This is a genomic window from Xanthomonas sp. NCPPB 3442, assembly GCF_056725145.1.
In genome coordinates, this window is sequence record NZ_CM161514.1 from 1970445 (window position 1) to 1984304 (window position 13860).

Genomic DNA, 13860 nt, shown 5'->3' on the forward strand with positions numbered 1-13860 from the left:
ATCACAGACCGAACAACATCCGGCCCGGGTTTTCCAGCTGATTCTTGATGTCGACTAGGAACTTCACCGAATCCTTGCCGTCGATGATGCGGTGGTCATAGGACAGCGCCAGGTACATCATCGGGGCGATCACGACCTGGCCGTTCTCGGCGATCGGACGTTCCTTGATCGCGTGCATGCCCAGGATGGCGCTCTGCGGCGGGTTGATGATCGGCGTGGACAGCAGCGAGCCGAAGGTGCCGCCGTTGGTGATGGTGAAGGTGCCGCCCTGCAGGTCGTCCAGGCCCAGCTTGCCGGCGCGCGCCTTGGCGGCGTAGTCGGCAATGCCTTGCTCGACATCGGCGAACGACTGGCGCTCGACGTTACGCAGCACCGGCGTGACCAGGCCCTTGTCGGTCGACACCGCGATCGAGATGTCGCTGTAGCCGTGATAGATGATGTCGTCGCCGTCGATCGAGGCGTTGACCAGCGGGAAGCGCTGCAGCGCGTTGGCGGCGGCCTTGACGAAGAAGCTCATGAAACCGAGCTTGATGCCGTGTGCCTTCTGGAACTCGTCCTGCAGTTCCTTGCGCGCGGCCGACACCTTGGCGAGGTTGACCTCGTTGAAGGTGGTCAGCATCGCGGTGGAGTTCTTGGACTCCATCAGGCGCTTGGCAATGGTCTTGCGCACGCGGGTCATCGGCACGCGCTCTTCCGGACGGGCGCCCGAGGCCTTGCCGACGCCGCCGGCCTTGGCGAAGTTGACGATGTCTTCCTTGGTGACCGCGCCACGACGGCCGGTGCCTTCGACCTGCGACGGGTCCACGCCCTGGGTGATTGCGGAGAAACGCGCACCCGGCGGCAGCGCATCGGCAGCCGACTTGGACGCAGCAGCAGGCGCGGCGGCGGCAGCCGGTGCCGGAGCGGCGGCCGGCGCAGCAGCGGCAGGCGCCGGTGCATCGGCCTTCTTGGCTTCAGCCGGTGCAGCGGCAGCCACGGCGCCTTCTTCGATGATCGCCAGAATCTGGTTGCTGGTGACCGTGCTGCCGGTGTCGAACTTGATTTCCTTCAGTACGCCGTCGACCGGCGAAGGAACTTCCAACACGACCTTGTCGGTTTCCAGGTCGACCAGATTCTCGTCGCGCTTGACCGCTTCGCCGGCCTTCTTGTGCCAGCTGGCGATGGTGGCGTCGGAAACGGATTCGGGCAGTACCGGAACTTTGACTTCGGTGGCCATTCGGGGAGCGTCCTAGGGTTTTCGTTCTTTGGGGAAGAGGAGTTATTCAGCGACTTGGTCGTTGAACGGGTTGAGCAGCGCATCGGCGACCAGCTTCTGCTGCTCGATGATGTGGTCGGCCATGTGGCCGGCGGCAGGCGAGGGCGAACGGGCACGGCCGGCGTAATGCAGGCTCTGACCGCCGGCCAGGCAGAAGTTGAGGTGGTGGCGGATCTGGTACCACGCACCCTGGTTCTGCGGCTCTTCCTGGCACCACACCACATCGGTGGCGTTGCCGTAGGCCTTGAGCTCGGCCGCCAGCTGCGCGCGCGGGAACGGATACAGCTGTTCGATGCGCACGATGGCAACGTCGTCCTGGCCGCGCTTGGTCTGGTCTTCGAGCAGGTCGTAATAGACCTTGCCCGAGCACAGCACCACGCGCTTGACCTTGGCCGCGTCGGCCTTGGCGTCCGGGATCAGATGCTGGAACTGACCGTCGGCCAGTTCTTCCAGGCTCGACACCGCTAGCTTGTGGCGCAGCAACGACTTGGGCGTCATCACCACCAGCGGCTTGCGGGTGGTCATGCGCATCTGGCGGCGGATCATGTGGAAGCACTGCGCCGGCGTGGTCGGCACGCAGACCAGCATGTTCTCCAGCGCGCACAGCTGCAGGAAGCGCTCCAGACGTGCGGAGCTGTGTTCCGGGCCCTGGCCTTCGTAGCCGTGCGGCAGGAACAGCGACAGGCCCGCGATGCGGCCCCATTTGGCTTCGCCGGCGGCGATGAACTGGTCGATCACCACCTGCGCGCCGTTGGCGAAGTCGCCGAACTGCGCTTCCCAGATGCACAGTGCATTCGGGTCGGTGGTGGAGTAGCCGTATTCGAAGCCCATCACCGCTTCTTCGCTCAGCAACGAGTCGATGACGGTGGCGTCTTCCGGGTTCTGCACCAGCTGGCGCAGCGGCAGATAGTAGTCGTCGGTCTTCTGGTCATGCAGGATCGCGTGACGGTGGAAGAACGTGCCGCGGCCGGCGTCCTGGCCAACCAGACGCAGCTTGTGGCCTTCGGCCAGCAGCGTGGCGTAGGCCAGGTTTTCGGCAAAGCCCCAGTCGCCGGGCTGATCGCCGGCAGCCATCTTGACGCGATCTTCGTAGATCTTCGCCACGCGGGCGTGCAGTTCGACGCCTTCCGGGATGGTGGTGATCAGCTTGGCCAGACGGTCCAGCTGGTCGCGCTTGACGCGCGTGTCCACCGGATCGGCAGCGGTTCCGACCAGGTACTTGGACCAATCGATGGCGAATTCGTCCGGCTTGCGCTTGGCCAGTTCGGTGGTGTATTCGCCCGAATCCAGCTTGTTGCGGTAGCCGTCCACCAGTGCCTTGGCCTCGTCGGCGCTCAGCACGCCTTCGCTTTCCAGCTTGGCGGCGTACAGCTCGCGGGTGGTCTTGTGCTTGCGGATGGTCTGGTACATCACCGGCTGGGTCGCTGCCGGTTCGTCGGCTTCGTTATGGCCCCAACGGCGGTAGCACACCAGATCGATGACCACGTCCTTCTTGAACTGCTGGCGGAACTCGTAGGCCAGCTTGGACACGAACATCACCGCGTCCGGGTCGTCGCCGTTCACGTGGAAGACCGGCGCGCCGATCATCTTGGCCACGTCGGTGCAGTACAGCGTGGAACGGGCGTCGTCGCGGGTGCTGGTGGTGAAGCCGATCTGGTTGTTGACCACGATGTGCACGGTGCCGCCGACCGCGAAACCGCGCGCCTGCGACATCTGGAACAGCTCCATCACCACGCCCTGGCCGGCGAATGCGGCATCGCCGTGGATCAGGATCGGCAACACGCTCTTGCGCTCGGCATCGCCGAAACGCTCCTGGCGCGAACGCACGCTGCCGACCACGACCGGGTCGACGATTTCCAGGTGCGAGGGGTTGAAGGCCAGCGCCAGGTGCACCTGCTTGTCGGTGCCAACGGCGATGTCGGCCGAGAAGCCCATGTGGTACTTGACGTCGCCGGTGTGCGCGCGGTCGTCATGGGCATGCTCGAACTTGCCTTCGAATTCGTCGAACAGCTTGCGCGGGTTCTTGCCCAGCGTATTGACCAGCACGTTGAGGCGGCCGCGGTGGGCCATGCCGATCACGATGTCCTTGACCTGATCGTTGCCGGACTGGCGAATGATCTCGTCCATCATCGGGATCAGCGAATCGCCGCCTTCCAGCGAGAAACGCTTCTGACCGACGTACTTGGTGTGCAGGTAGCGCTCCAGGCCTTCGGCAGCGGTGAGCCGCTCCAGGGTGCGCTTGCGGCTGGCCGCATCGCCGGCAATCTTGCCGCCGGCGTCTTCCAGGCGCTTGTAGATCCACTGGCGCTGGTCGAACTCCTGGATGTGCATGAACTCGGCGCCGATGCTGCTGGCGTACGTCGCCTTCAGGCGCGTCAGCAGATCCTTGAGCTTCATCCGCGGCTGGCCACCGACGCCGCCGGTGCTGAATTCGCTGTCCAGATCGGCCTGGGACAGGCTGTGGAACGGCAGGTCCAGGTCGGGCGGGTTGACCGGCGGGACCAGGCCCAGCGGGTCGAGCTGTGCGCCGAGGTGGCCACGGGCGCGGTAGGCGGTGATCAGACGGCCGACATTGCGCTCGCGCTCGTCACTGGCGCCTGCGCCGGTGCCGGCGTTGGCAGCCTGCTTGGAAGCGGTGAGGATGTGGGCGATGGCCGCCGAATGCGGGACGTCACCGGCACCGCGACCTTCGAAACCATCGAAGTAGCTCTTCCACTTCGGATCGACACTGTCCGGGGCGACGAGGTACTGCTCGTACAGATCCTCGATATAGGCGGCGTTGCCGCCGGCGAGCTGCGATGACTGCGCGAACTGCTTTAGGAGATTATCCACGATGGTAAGTCGGGTCTGCTGTGGGGATGATTGTGCGGAAGCGGCAGGGCGAGATGCCCCATCGGTCGGTCTCAAATCTCGAAAAATTATACCCCCTTGCGCTAGTGAGGGGGCGTCTGCAAGCTGACCGGCGGGGTAGACCAATTGCGCGCGCGCCTACGTGCGAGGGGCGCTGTGGGGTCAGATGCCGAGCGCGCGCGGCTCGTTCCAGAGCGCGCTGCGCTCCCATATCTGCGCGAATTCGCGCTCCAACTGGCGGCTGCGCGCTGCGCCCGACAGCCAGGTTTCGCCATCATCGAAGCGATGACCTGTTGGACGAAAGTAGTAGGCGTCGTCGCCGACGACATAGGCCGATGCAAAACTTGCATCGACCGGGTCGCTGACCGCGCGGAACCGGAACACGCTGGGCAGGCGCTGTGCCAGGCGCAGCATCGCGCTGCTGCTGGCCGCAGCGCTGGCGGTGTCTTGCACCAGGACATGTACGCGCTTGTCGTGGCGGGCGGTGGCGAAACGGCGCAGCGCATCCAGCACCGCCGCGTTGTCGAACAGGGGCGGGTCCAGGGCGCGGGTGTAGATGAGCACCTGGCGGCGCGCGGTGCACAGCAGCCCGGTGGTGGCGGCCAGGGCTGCGGTGAAGGTGTCCACTGCCATCGGGCCGTCGAGGCGACGGTGCACGACGGTGCCGGGCGCATCGTGGGCCTGGCCGATGTGCTCGGGTGAGGAAAGGGGGGGCGCGTCGGGCAGAAAGCCCAGGCGCGCGAAGACCGCTTCCGCAGCTGGGGTGGGACATGCGTGCAGGCCGGGCCAGCCGTGCTGCCGTGCCGCGTCGACCGCGGCAGCGAGCAGTTGGTCCGCCACGCCACGGCGGCGCCAGTCGGGCAGAACGCCGAGCCGGTCGAGACGGCGGTCGGCGGTGAGCCGCACCGAGGCGATCAACTGGCCGTCGTCGGTGCGCGCTGCCAGATGCAGGCTGAGTGGGTCCAGTGCATCCCACTCGACACCGCTGGTGTCGCCCGCGGTGTCGGTGGCACAGGCCGGCCGCAGCGCACGCAGCGCCGCGGCGTCGGTGGCCGGGTCCAGCGTGACGATCTGCGGTCTGGCGTGCGCGCTCATGCAGGCTTGGTGGCGTCGTCGCTGTCGTCGGAATCGGTCTCGTCGGCGATCGCGCTGTCGACTTCCTGCTCGGCTTCGGCGGCGTCGCCGGGTTCGACATCGGCCTCCAGCGCCTCTGCAGGGGTGTCGGCAGCGTCGGCAACCTGTTCGACATCGGCGTCGGTATCGATGTCCCCGTCCGCCTCCGGCGCGTCGTCCTCGGCGTCTTGGTCGCCTTGGTCGTCGTGGTCGGCCGACACGCTCAGGGCATGCGCGTGGTCGTCGTCTGCGATGTCGTCCTCGGCATCTTCGTGGGCGCGCTGGTAGTGGCCCTGTGCCAGCAGCTCCAGCACCACCTCGCGGCCACGCGGGGACAACTGCGCGTACAAGGTGCCGTCGATCTCTTCGGCTGCCGCCAGCCGGGACGCATCCTTGGCCGACAGCGCAAACTCCAGGCCGCTGCAGAACAGCGTGGCACCGCGCTTGGCGCGCCGCCAGGCCAGTCGCGACCACGGGTGGCGGTGCAGCAGCACGCCTTCTTCCAGCGCCTGCTCGACCGCTTCGCGCGGGATCGGCTCGGGCGCCGGCACCACGTCGCCGGAGGCGCGGTAGGTGGTCATGAAGCGGCCGAACCAGTCGCCCAGACGGTCGGGGTCATTCATGCGCAGCGCATTGAGCGCAGCGACCACGCGGTTCATCGCGGTGACGTCGATCTCGTAGGGGTCGGCCGGCACCTTGAGGTCTTCGTCGTGATAGCGCACGGCCTCGTCGGCATCGGCAATCAAGGTGTCCAGGTAATCGCCGATCAGCTCGGCCGAGGACGGTGCGCGGGTGCCGATGGAAAAGGTCAGGCAGGCGTCTTCAGCCACGCCGTGGTGCGGGATCAGCGGCGGCAGGTAGAGCATGTCGCCCGGGCCCAGCATCCAATCGTGGGTGGGCTTGAACTCGCGCAGCAGCTTGAGCTCGACATCGTCGCGGAACGCCAGCGGCGTGGCCTTGCGGCCCTGGACGGTGCGCGCATCGATCTGCCAGCGGCGGTGGCCCTGGCCCTGCAGCAGGAACACGTCATAATGGTCGACGTGCGCGCCCACCGAACCACCGGTGGCGGCGAAGCTGATCATGATGTCGTCGATGCGCCAGCGCGGCAGGAAGCTGAAGTGCTCCAGCAGGGCACGCACGTCGGCGTCCCATTTGTCCACGTCCTGCACCAGCAAGGTCCAGTCGTGGTCGGGCAGGCCGGGGAAATCGGTTTCCTGGAACGGGCCGGTGCGCACGTCCCAGCCGTCGGTGGCGCGGTCGTGGCTGATCAGGCGCGCCAGCACGCCGTCTTCGCAGGCCAGCCCGGCCAGGTCTTCCGGCTGTAGCGGCGAGGCGAAATCCGCGAACGCATTGCGGATCAACAGCGGATGCTTGTGCCAGTAATTGCGCAGGAAACGCTCGACCGGCATACCAAGCGGCTGTCCCGGACGGGCCTGGACTTCGATGGCAAGTGGGGTCGCTTTACGTACGGCCATGTGGGGTCCTTACACGATGTAGAAGAGAGTGTGGTGCGCGGCATCGGCCGGCGCCAATGGCCTATTGTCGACTGCCCGAGCCGGATGTCCACCTGTGCGGCGCGCAGCGTGCCGGCTCGCGTTCGCCGCTGCGGGGCTGGTCGGCATTTCCAATCGCTTCTTCATGTCGATGGCCTTGCGAGCGGCATGGTGGCGCTATCGGCGCACGCCGATCGCCGCGTGCGCCGATAGCGCACCAGCGCGCATCACATCACCTTGTTGCCGCTGCCACGGTCGTCCAGTACAGGCTTGCTGGATGGGTTGACGGTGTTGTCGTTGCCCGAAAACCGCACCTGTTTCACGGCGCGCGCGAGCACAAGATTCTTGTTGCCCTGGATATCCACGCGATCGACATCGGTGAGATTGAGCGTGTTGTCGTGACCGCTCACGCTGAGCTGGCCAAGTTGCTGGTTGAGCACCGTGAAGTTGCTTCCCTCCAGGCGAATGCTGCGCGCGGTGTCCAGATTCATCGCGCCACGCGAGGCGGTGATGGTGACCGTGCCGCACTCGCCGTGCAGGATCCATTCGCTGTCATTGCGGGTCAGCCGGACATCCTTGCCGGCACAGTCTGCGCCGCTGGCCGGATCGGTCAGCGTGTTAGATACCGCCGACGGGGCCTGCGCGGCGGGGCCATCGCCGCCGCATCCGCTCAGTGCGAGGACGCTTCCCAGCGTCAACAGGGTCAGTGCCGTGTGAGTGACGCGCATCGCCGATCTCCTGAAAGTGAGGCCGGCACGATAGCAGTCCGGTTCGGTCACCATGTGCAGGCCCTCGCCGGCCGCCCGTCCGCGTGCGGGGGGCGACGCGTCCCGCCCCGGGCGTCTTGGCCTCGTCATCACTGGCCTTGATCGTGCTGCATCGGCATGTGGTGATGCCGATGCAGATTCGCCGATGAGGTCCGATGACGTGGCCCGCTTCGCAAGTCCTGCACCGCGTGCGGTTCGGTCAGCTCAGATCGCGCGCGCCAGCTGCTCGGCCAGGCCGGTATAGGCGCCCGGGGTGAGCGCGCGAAGGCGCTGCTTGTCGTCTTCCGGCAGTTGCAGGCTTTCCACGAAGGCCTGCATCGAGGCGGCGGTGATGCCCTGGCCGCGGGTCAGCGCCTTGAGTTGTTCGTAGGGGTTCGGCAGGCCGTGGCGGCGCATGACCGTCTGTACGGCTTCGGCCAGCACTTCCCAGGCCGCATCCAGGTCGGCATCCAGGCGCTCGGGGTTGACGGTGAGCTTGCCCAGGCCCTTGGCCAGCGAATCCAGCGCGACCTGGGTGTGGCCGAACGCGGTGCCGAGTGCCCGTAGCACGGTGGAATCGGTGAGGTCGCGCTGCCAGCGGCTGATCGGCAACTTGGCGGAAAAGTGCTCGAACAGCGCGTTGGCGATGCCGAGATTGCCCTCGGCATTTTCGAAGTCGATGGGGTTGACCTTGTGCGGCATGGTCGAGGAGCCGACTTCGCCCTCTTTCAGCTTCTGCTTGAAGTAGCCCAGCGAGATATAGCCCCAGATGTCGCGCGCCAGGTCGATCAGGATGGTGTTGGCGCGGCGGCTGGCATCGCCGATTTCGGCCACATTGTCGTGCGGCTCGATCTGGGTGGTGTAGGGATTGAACACCAGCCCCAGGCTTTCCACGAAACGCTGTGCGAACGCTGCCCAGTCCAGGTCCGGGTACGACACCAGGTGCGCGTTGTAGTTGCCGACCGCGCCGTTGATCTTGCCGGTCAGTTCGACCGCGGCGATCTGCTTGCGCTGGCGCTCCAGGCGCGCGACCACATTGGCGATTTCCTTGCCCAGCGTGGTGGGCGAGGCGGTCTGGCCGTGGGTGCGCGAGAGCATCGGCTGGGCGGCCTGGGCGTGGGCGAGGGTGCGCAACGCGGCGGTAATGCCGTCCAGGCTGGGCAGCAGCACCTCGCGGCGGGCCTGCTCCAGCATCAGCCCGTAGCTGAGGTTGTTGATGTCTTCGCTGGTGCAGGCAAAGTGCACGAATTCCAGCGCCGGCCCCAGCTCGGCGTCGTCCTTGAGCTGCTCCTTGATGAAGTACTCCACCGCCTTGACGTCATGGTTGGTGGTGCGCTCGATCTCCTTGACCCGCGCGGCATGCGCCACGCTGAAATCGTCGGCCAGGGCGCGCAGGCGCTGCGCGGCAGCCGGCGAGAACGGCGCCAGTTCGGCGATGCCCGGCTCGGCGGCCAGTGCCAGCAGCCATTCGATTTCGACCTTGACCCGCGCCTTGATCAGGCCGTATTCGGAGAAGATCGGGCGCAGCGCATCCACCTTGGAGGCGTAGCGGCCGTCGAGCGGGGACAGGGCGAGCAGGGCGGAATCCGACATGGGCAAGGGAGGCAGCGGTGACAGTGGGGCCAGCATTCTACGCCGCCAGGGCCGCGGGCAGGCCCGCTGCGCTGGAAAGTGGGTTGCCAGGCCCACGCCAGCGTGGGCTGAATGGCGGGCTATCAGCGCGGCAGAGACGCCCGACATGGCGCGAGCTGCACTTTATGGTAGAGCTCCCCGCGCTGTTCCGGCCTGCCATGCGCCCGATCTTCGCTCGTCTCGCCTTCGCGATCTTGCCCGCCGCGCTGCCCGCCACCGCGCAGGATGCCGATTTCGCCGCGCAGGCGGCGGCGCTGTATCGCACCCCGCCAGCGATCGCCAGCTGCCGGGCCGGCGAGTTGCAGCCGGCGCAGCGACAACGCGTGCTGGCGCTGATCAACGACATCCGTCGGCTGCACGGTCTCGACGCGGTCGACGACGACCCGGCGGCCGAGCCCGAGGCCACCCAGGCGGCCTTGGTGATTGCCGCCAACGGCCGCCTCAGCCATACGCCGACGCCGGACTGGCGCTGCTATTCCGACAGCGCGGCCAAGGGCGCGCGCCGCAGCCTGATCTATGGCGGGGTCAGCTCGCCGCTGCTGCGTTTTTCCAGCGCCGATGAGATCGTGATCGAGTGGCTGACCGACGCCAACAACGTCAGCGCCGGTGGACTGGGGCACCGGCGCTGGCTGCTGGATCCGTTTCTGCAACGCGTCGCCTTCGGCATGGTGGCCGGCCGCAATGGCGCTGCGTTCAGTAGCGGTGCCGCGCTGCGCTTGGTTCCGACGGTCGGCGTCGCCGCGCGAACGCGCGAGGATTTCGTCGCCTGGCCGATCGGCGAGTACCCGGGCCGGTACTACGCCGACGACGCGTTGTTGTCGTTCACCGCCTTGCCGGACCGCAAGCGCAAGTTCGCCAATCGCGATGTCGACTACGCCGATGCGCAGGTGGAGATCCGTGAGCGCGATGGACGCCAGCTGCAGGTGCGCAACCTGAGCGAGGACCACGAAGGTTTCGGGGTGCCCAACAGCCTGCAATTCCGGGTGCCGCGCTTGCAGCCGGGTGTGATATACGACGTGACCATCCGCGGGGTGCGGTTCGGTGGGCAGTCGCGCGATTACCGTTATTGGTTTCGCATCGGCCAATCGCCTCGCGCGTCCACCGAATGAATCGACGACATCAGCTGGCCGCATCGACGGCTTCGCCCACCGGGCGCACCGTGACCGCCTGGATGCGGTGGCCTGCCATGCGCCTTACGGTCAGCAAGTGGCCATCCAGTTCCAGCGTTTCGCCTTCCTCGGGCAGGCGCTGCAGCTGATACAGGATCAGCCCGCCGACCGAATTGACGTGGTCCGGCGCGCTCAGATCCTGACCGAGCAGGCGTTCCAGGCGGAAGATCGAGGTGCTGCCGGCGACCAGCAGCGAGCCGTCCTGGCCACGGATCGGGGCATCGCGCACCACATGGCGGTGCTCGTCCTCGATGTCGCCGACCACCACTTCCAGCAGGTCTTCCAGGGTGAAAAAGCCCAGGATGCGGCCTTCTTCTTCCACGCACAGCGCCAGATGGGTGGTGCCGGCGCGGAATTGCTCCAGCGCGTTGGGAATCGGCGTTTCCAGGGTCAGCACGGTGGGAGGGCGCAGCAGCGGGCGCAGATCGTCCAGGTTCTGGCCGCGTGCCATCGCCACCAGCAGATCCTTGGTGTGCAGGATGCCCAGCACTTGCTCGCCATCGGCATCGAACCAGGGGTAGCGGCTGTAGCGCGACTCACTGAATTCGGCCAGCACCGCTTCCAGGGTCATGCCTTCGCGCAGGCTGCGCAGGTGCTCGCGCGGACGCATCAGGTCGCCGGCGACCAGATCCGGCAATTCCAACGCGTGGCTCATCAAGGCCAGCCCCTGGTCGGGCGCTGCTGCGTTCGGGTCCTGGCGGCCGACGATCAGCATCAATTCCTCGCGTGAATAACGATGCGAGTGGTGTTCCACTTCGCCCCACCCGAGCAGGCGCAGAAAGCGGTTGGCGCTGGTATTGAGTACCCAGATGGCCGGGTACATCAGCCAGTAGAAAACGTACAGCGGCGCGGCGGTCCACAACGACATGCGTTCCGGGCGGCGGATCGCCATGGTCTTGGGCGCCAGTTCGCCCAGCACGATGTGCAGGAACGAAATCAGGCTGAAGGCGATTGCCAGCGCGGTGAATTGTGCCGCTTCCGGCGACAGGCCCAGCGTATCGAACAGCGGTTGCAGCAGATGTGCGAACGCCGGCTCGCCGACCCAGCCCAATCCGAGCGAGGCCAGGGTGATCCCGAGCTGGCAGGCCGACAGATACGCATCCAGATGGGCGTGCACCCCGAGCAGCAAGCGCCCACGCCAGCCGTTGGTTTGCGCCAGGCCCACCGCTTGCGTGTGCCGCAGCTTGACCAGCGCGAATTCGGCGGCGACAAAGAACCCATTCAACAGCACCAGCAACAGCGCGACCAACAGGAGCAAGACGTTACCTAACATTTCCGCCTCCGTGCGCTGCAGGAGCGGTACATCTGCGTGCTAGCGCATATGCGGCAGAGGTGCGGGGTATCCCGGCAACAGATGTGGAGTCTGCGTTTCTACAGTCAGGCTCGTCGCCCATGGCGGCTTGGCATCTCGTCATGATCAACAGGCAGTCTAGCCGACAGCGTGCGACGACATCGTCGCAACGCGGCGAGCGAGTATCGTAGGCAGCCTCGCCAGCGTGGGTACGCCCGCCGCCAGCCATCGATCACCACAAGTCAGCAATGTGCGGAGAGTGCAGATGAGCGAACGTTTCAGGACCGAACACGACAGCATGGGCGAACTGCAGGTGCCCGCCGATGCGTTGTGGGGCGCGCAGACCCAGCGCGCGGTGCAGAATTTCCCGGTGTCCGGGCAGCCGATGCCGCGTGGTTTCATTCGCGCGCTGGGCTTGATCAAGGCCGCGGCAGCCGGCGTCAACGCCGAGCTTGGATTGCTGCCCAAGTCGATCGGCAAGACCGTGCAGGCCGCCGCGTTGCAAGTGGCCGAGGGTCGCTACGATGCGCAGTTTCCCATCGATGTGTACCAGACCGGTTCGGGCACCTCGTCCAACATGAATGCCAATGAGGTGATTGCCACCTTGGCCACGCGTGCCGGCAAGGATGCGGTGCATCCCAACGACCACGTCAATCTCGGCCAGAGTTCCAACGATGTGGTGCCCACCGCCATTCGCGTGTCGGCATTGCTGGCTGTGCAGGAACATCTGCAACCGGCGCTCAAGCATTTGCGCAAGAGCATCGACAAGCGCGCCAAATCGCTGGACAAGATCGTCAAGACCGGTCGCACGCATTTGATGGATGCGATGCCGCTCACCTTTGGGCAGGAGTTCGGCGCGTGGTCGGCGCAGCTGAGTTCGGCGCAGGAGCGTATCGACGACGCGCTCAAACGCTTGCGACGCTTGCCGCTGGGCGGTACGGCGATCGGGACCGGCATCAATGCCGACCCGCGCTTCGGTGGCAAGGTGGCCAAGGCCTTGTCCAGCCTGAGCGGAGCCAGGTTCGAGAGCGCGGAAAACAAGTTCGAAGGCCTCGCCGCGCAGGACGATGCGGTGGAGCTGTCCGGTCAGCTCAACGCGTTGGCGGTGGCGCTGATCAAGATCGCAAACGACTTGCGCTGGATGAATGCCGGCCCGCTGGCGGGACTGGGCGAAATCGAACTGCCGGCGCTGCAGCCTGGCAGCTCGATCATGCCGGGCAAGGTCAATCCGGTGATTCCCGAAGCCACCGTGATGGCGTGCGCGCAGGTGATCGGCCACCACACTGCCATCACCATTGCCGGGCAAACCGGCAACTTCCAGTTGAACGTGACCTTGCCGCTGATCGCCTACAACCTGCTGGATTCGATCAACTTGCTGGGCAATGTTTCGCGTCTGTTGGCCGACACGGCCATTGCCGGGCTGAAGGTGCGTCAGGAGCGCGTCCGCGAGGCGCTGGACCGCAACCCCATTCTGGTGACGGCATTGAATCCGATCATCGGCTACGAAAAAGCCGCGGCCATCGCCAAGCGTGCCTACAAGGAGCAGCGGCCGGTACTGGATGTGGCCAAGGAAGACAGCGGGCTCGGCGAAGCGGAACTGCGGCGATTGCTCGACCCGGCAGCCTTGACGCGCGGCGGTATCCAGGCCGGCGGCGGTGGCGGCGGCTGATCACCGCAGTGAATATGGAGGAGCGCACCTGTGCGCGATGAGGCTGATCGGTCACTGCTCATCGCGCGCAACCGCGTTCCTGCGGTTTTCTTGCTGCTTCTGGCCGCTTGGCTGACGTGCGCTGGGCGTCAATGCCGCTCGGCTTGCAGGTTACTAAAACTCTCGCGATACGGCTGCAGCGACGGAATTTCATCCAGCAATTCCCCACTGAGCGTCTGGATCTGCGGCGTGGCGGTCAGCTTGATCGACTTGTATTCCGGATCCGGGCCGGCCTCGTTCACTGCCTGCTGACGCAACATCTGCAGGTGGCCGAACAGCAACTGCAGCTTGGCGCGTGTGGCTTCTTTCTGCGGCAGCGCGATGTCGTCGATCTTGAGCGTGCCGTCGGGGGTGATTTCGGCATTGGCAGCCGGCGGGCGGCGGATCATCACCGACTGCGTGGTGACCGCAACGCGCGGCTTGCCGCGTTCGGCGCGGCGAGACGACTGGTCGCCGCAGGCAGCAAGCGTGCACAGCAGAAGCGCCATGCAGAGCATCACGAACTTGTTCATGGGGTCGATGGAGTGAGGGAAGCACATTAGTGTAATCCCGCTCCGGTCTGCGGATCGGCAAAGCGGCCGTCCGGTGCCTGCCAAAATGTCG

10 protein-coding genes are annotated in these 13860 nt (G+C 66.0%); 2 read left to right on the top strand and 8 right to left on the bottom strand.

All coding sequences use genetic code 11. From position 1 onward, the window contains the following. Window position 1: 1 nt before the first annotated feature. The 6 genes from sucB to purB form a co-directional block, all read right to left on the bottom strand. Complete coding sequence (gene sucB, locus AC1POX_RS08575) at window positions 2-1216, bottom strand: dihydrolipoyllysine-residue succinyltransferase (protein ID WP_372357001.1); 1215 nt, start codon at window positions 1214-1216, stop codon at window positions 2-4. Between the two features lie 42 nt (window positions 1217-1258). Continuing rightward, window positions 1259-4087 carry a 2-oxoglutarate dehydrogenase E1 component gene (locus tag AC1POX_RS08580; protein ID WP_008571999.1) on the bottom strand — a complete coding sequence of 943 codons (2829 nt, stop codon included), beginning with the start codon at window positions 4085-4087 and terminating at the stop codon, window positions 1259-1261. Between the two features lie 180 nt (window positions 4088-4267). Further along, window positions 4268-5200, bottom strand: coding sequence for a GNAT family N-acetyltransferase (locus tag AC1POX_RS08585; RefSeq protein ID WP_372357002.1), 933 nt, complete (start codon window positions 5198-5200; stop codon window positions 4268-4270). Then, the gene (locus AC1POX_RS08590) at window positions 5197-6693 is read right to left on the bottom strand and encodes a JmjC domain-containing protein (RefSeq protein ID WP_372357003.1); all 1497 of its coding nucleotides are present in this window, start codon (window positions 6691-6693) and stop codon (window positions 5197-5199) included. Before AC1POX_RS08590 ends, AC1POX_RS08585 begins: the two co-directional genes overlap by 4 nt. 245 nt (window positions 6694-6938) lie before the next feature. After that, window positions 6939-7439: a DUF3060 domain-containing protein gene (locus tag AC1POX_RS08595; RefSeq protein ID WP_011346970.1), complete on the bottom strand. Its 501-nt coding sequence runs from the start codon at window positions 7437-7439 to the stop codon at window positions 6939-6941. A gap of 243 nt (window positions 7440-7682) precedes the next feature. Next, the gene (gene purB, locus AC1POX_RS08600; protein ID WP_057681578.1) at window positions 7683-9050 is read right to left on the bottom strand and encodes an adenylosuccinate lyase; all 1368 of its coding nucleotides are present in this window, start codon (window positions 9048-9050) and stop codon (window positions 7683-7685) included. A 164-nt stretch (window positions 9051-9214) separates the two neighbouring features. On the opposite strand from purB, the gene AC1POX_RS08605 reads away from it, so the two are divergent. Beyond that, window positions 9215-10198: a CAP domain-containing protein gene (locus AC1POX_RS08605; protein WP_041855041.1), complete on the top strand. Its 984-nt coding sequence runs from the start codon at window positions 9215-9217 to the stop codon at window positions 10196-10198. A 10-nt stretch (window positions 10199-10208) separates the two neighbouring features. Here the strand turns inward: AC1POX_RS08605 and AC1POX_RS08610 are convergent, their stop codons facing one another. Continuing rightward, entirely contained in the window at window positions 10209-11531 is a 1323-nt protein-coding gene (locus AC1POX_RS08610) for a hemolysin family protein (protein ID WP_029819108.1), read from the bottom strand. A gap of 283 nt (window positions 11532-11814) precedes the next feature. On the opposite strand from AC1POX_RS08610, the gene AC1POX_RS08615 reads away from it, so the two are divergent. Then, complete coding sequence (locus tag AC1POX_RS08615; protein WP_338334507.1) at window positions 11815-13218, top strand: class II fumarate hydratase; 1404 nt, start codon at window positions 11815-11817, stop codon at window positions 13216-13218. 128 nt (window positions 13219-13346) lie between these two features. On the opposite strand, the gene AC1POX_RS08620 is transcribed toward AC1POX_RS08615, so the two are convergent. Beyond that, window positions 13347-13769: a hypothetical protein gene (locus AC1POX_RS08620; RefSeq protein ID WP_014089812.1), complete on the bottom strand. Its 423-nt coding sequence runs from the start codon at window positions 13767-13769 to the stop codon at window positions 13347-13349. Window positions 13770-13860: the final 91 nt, after the last annotated feature.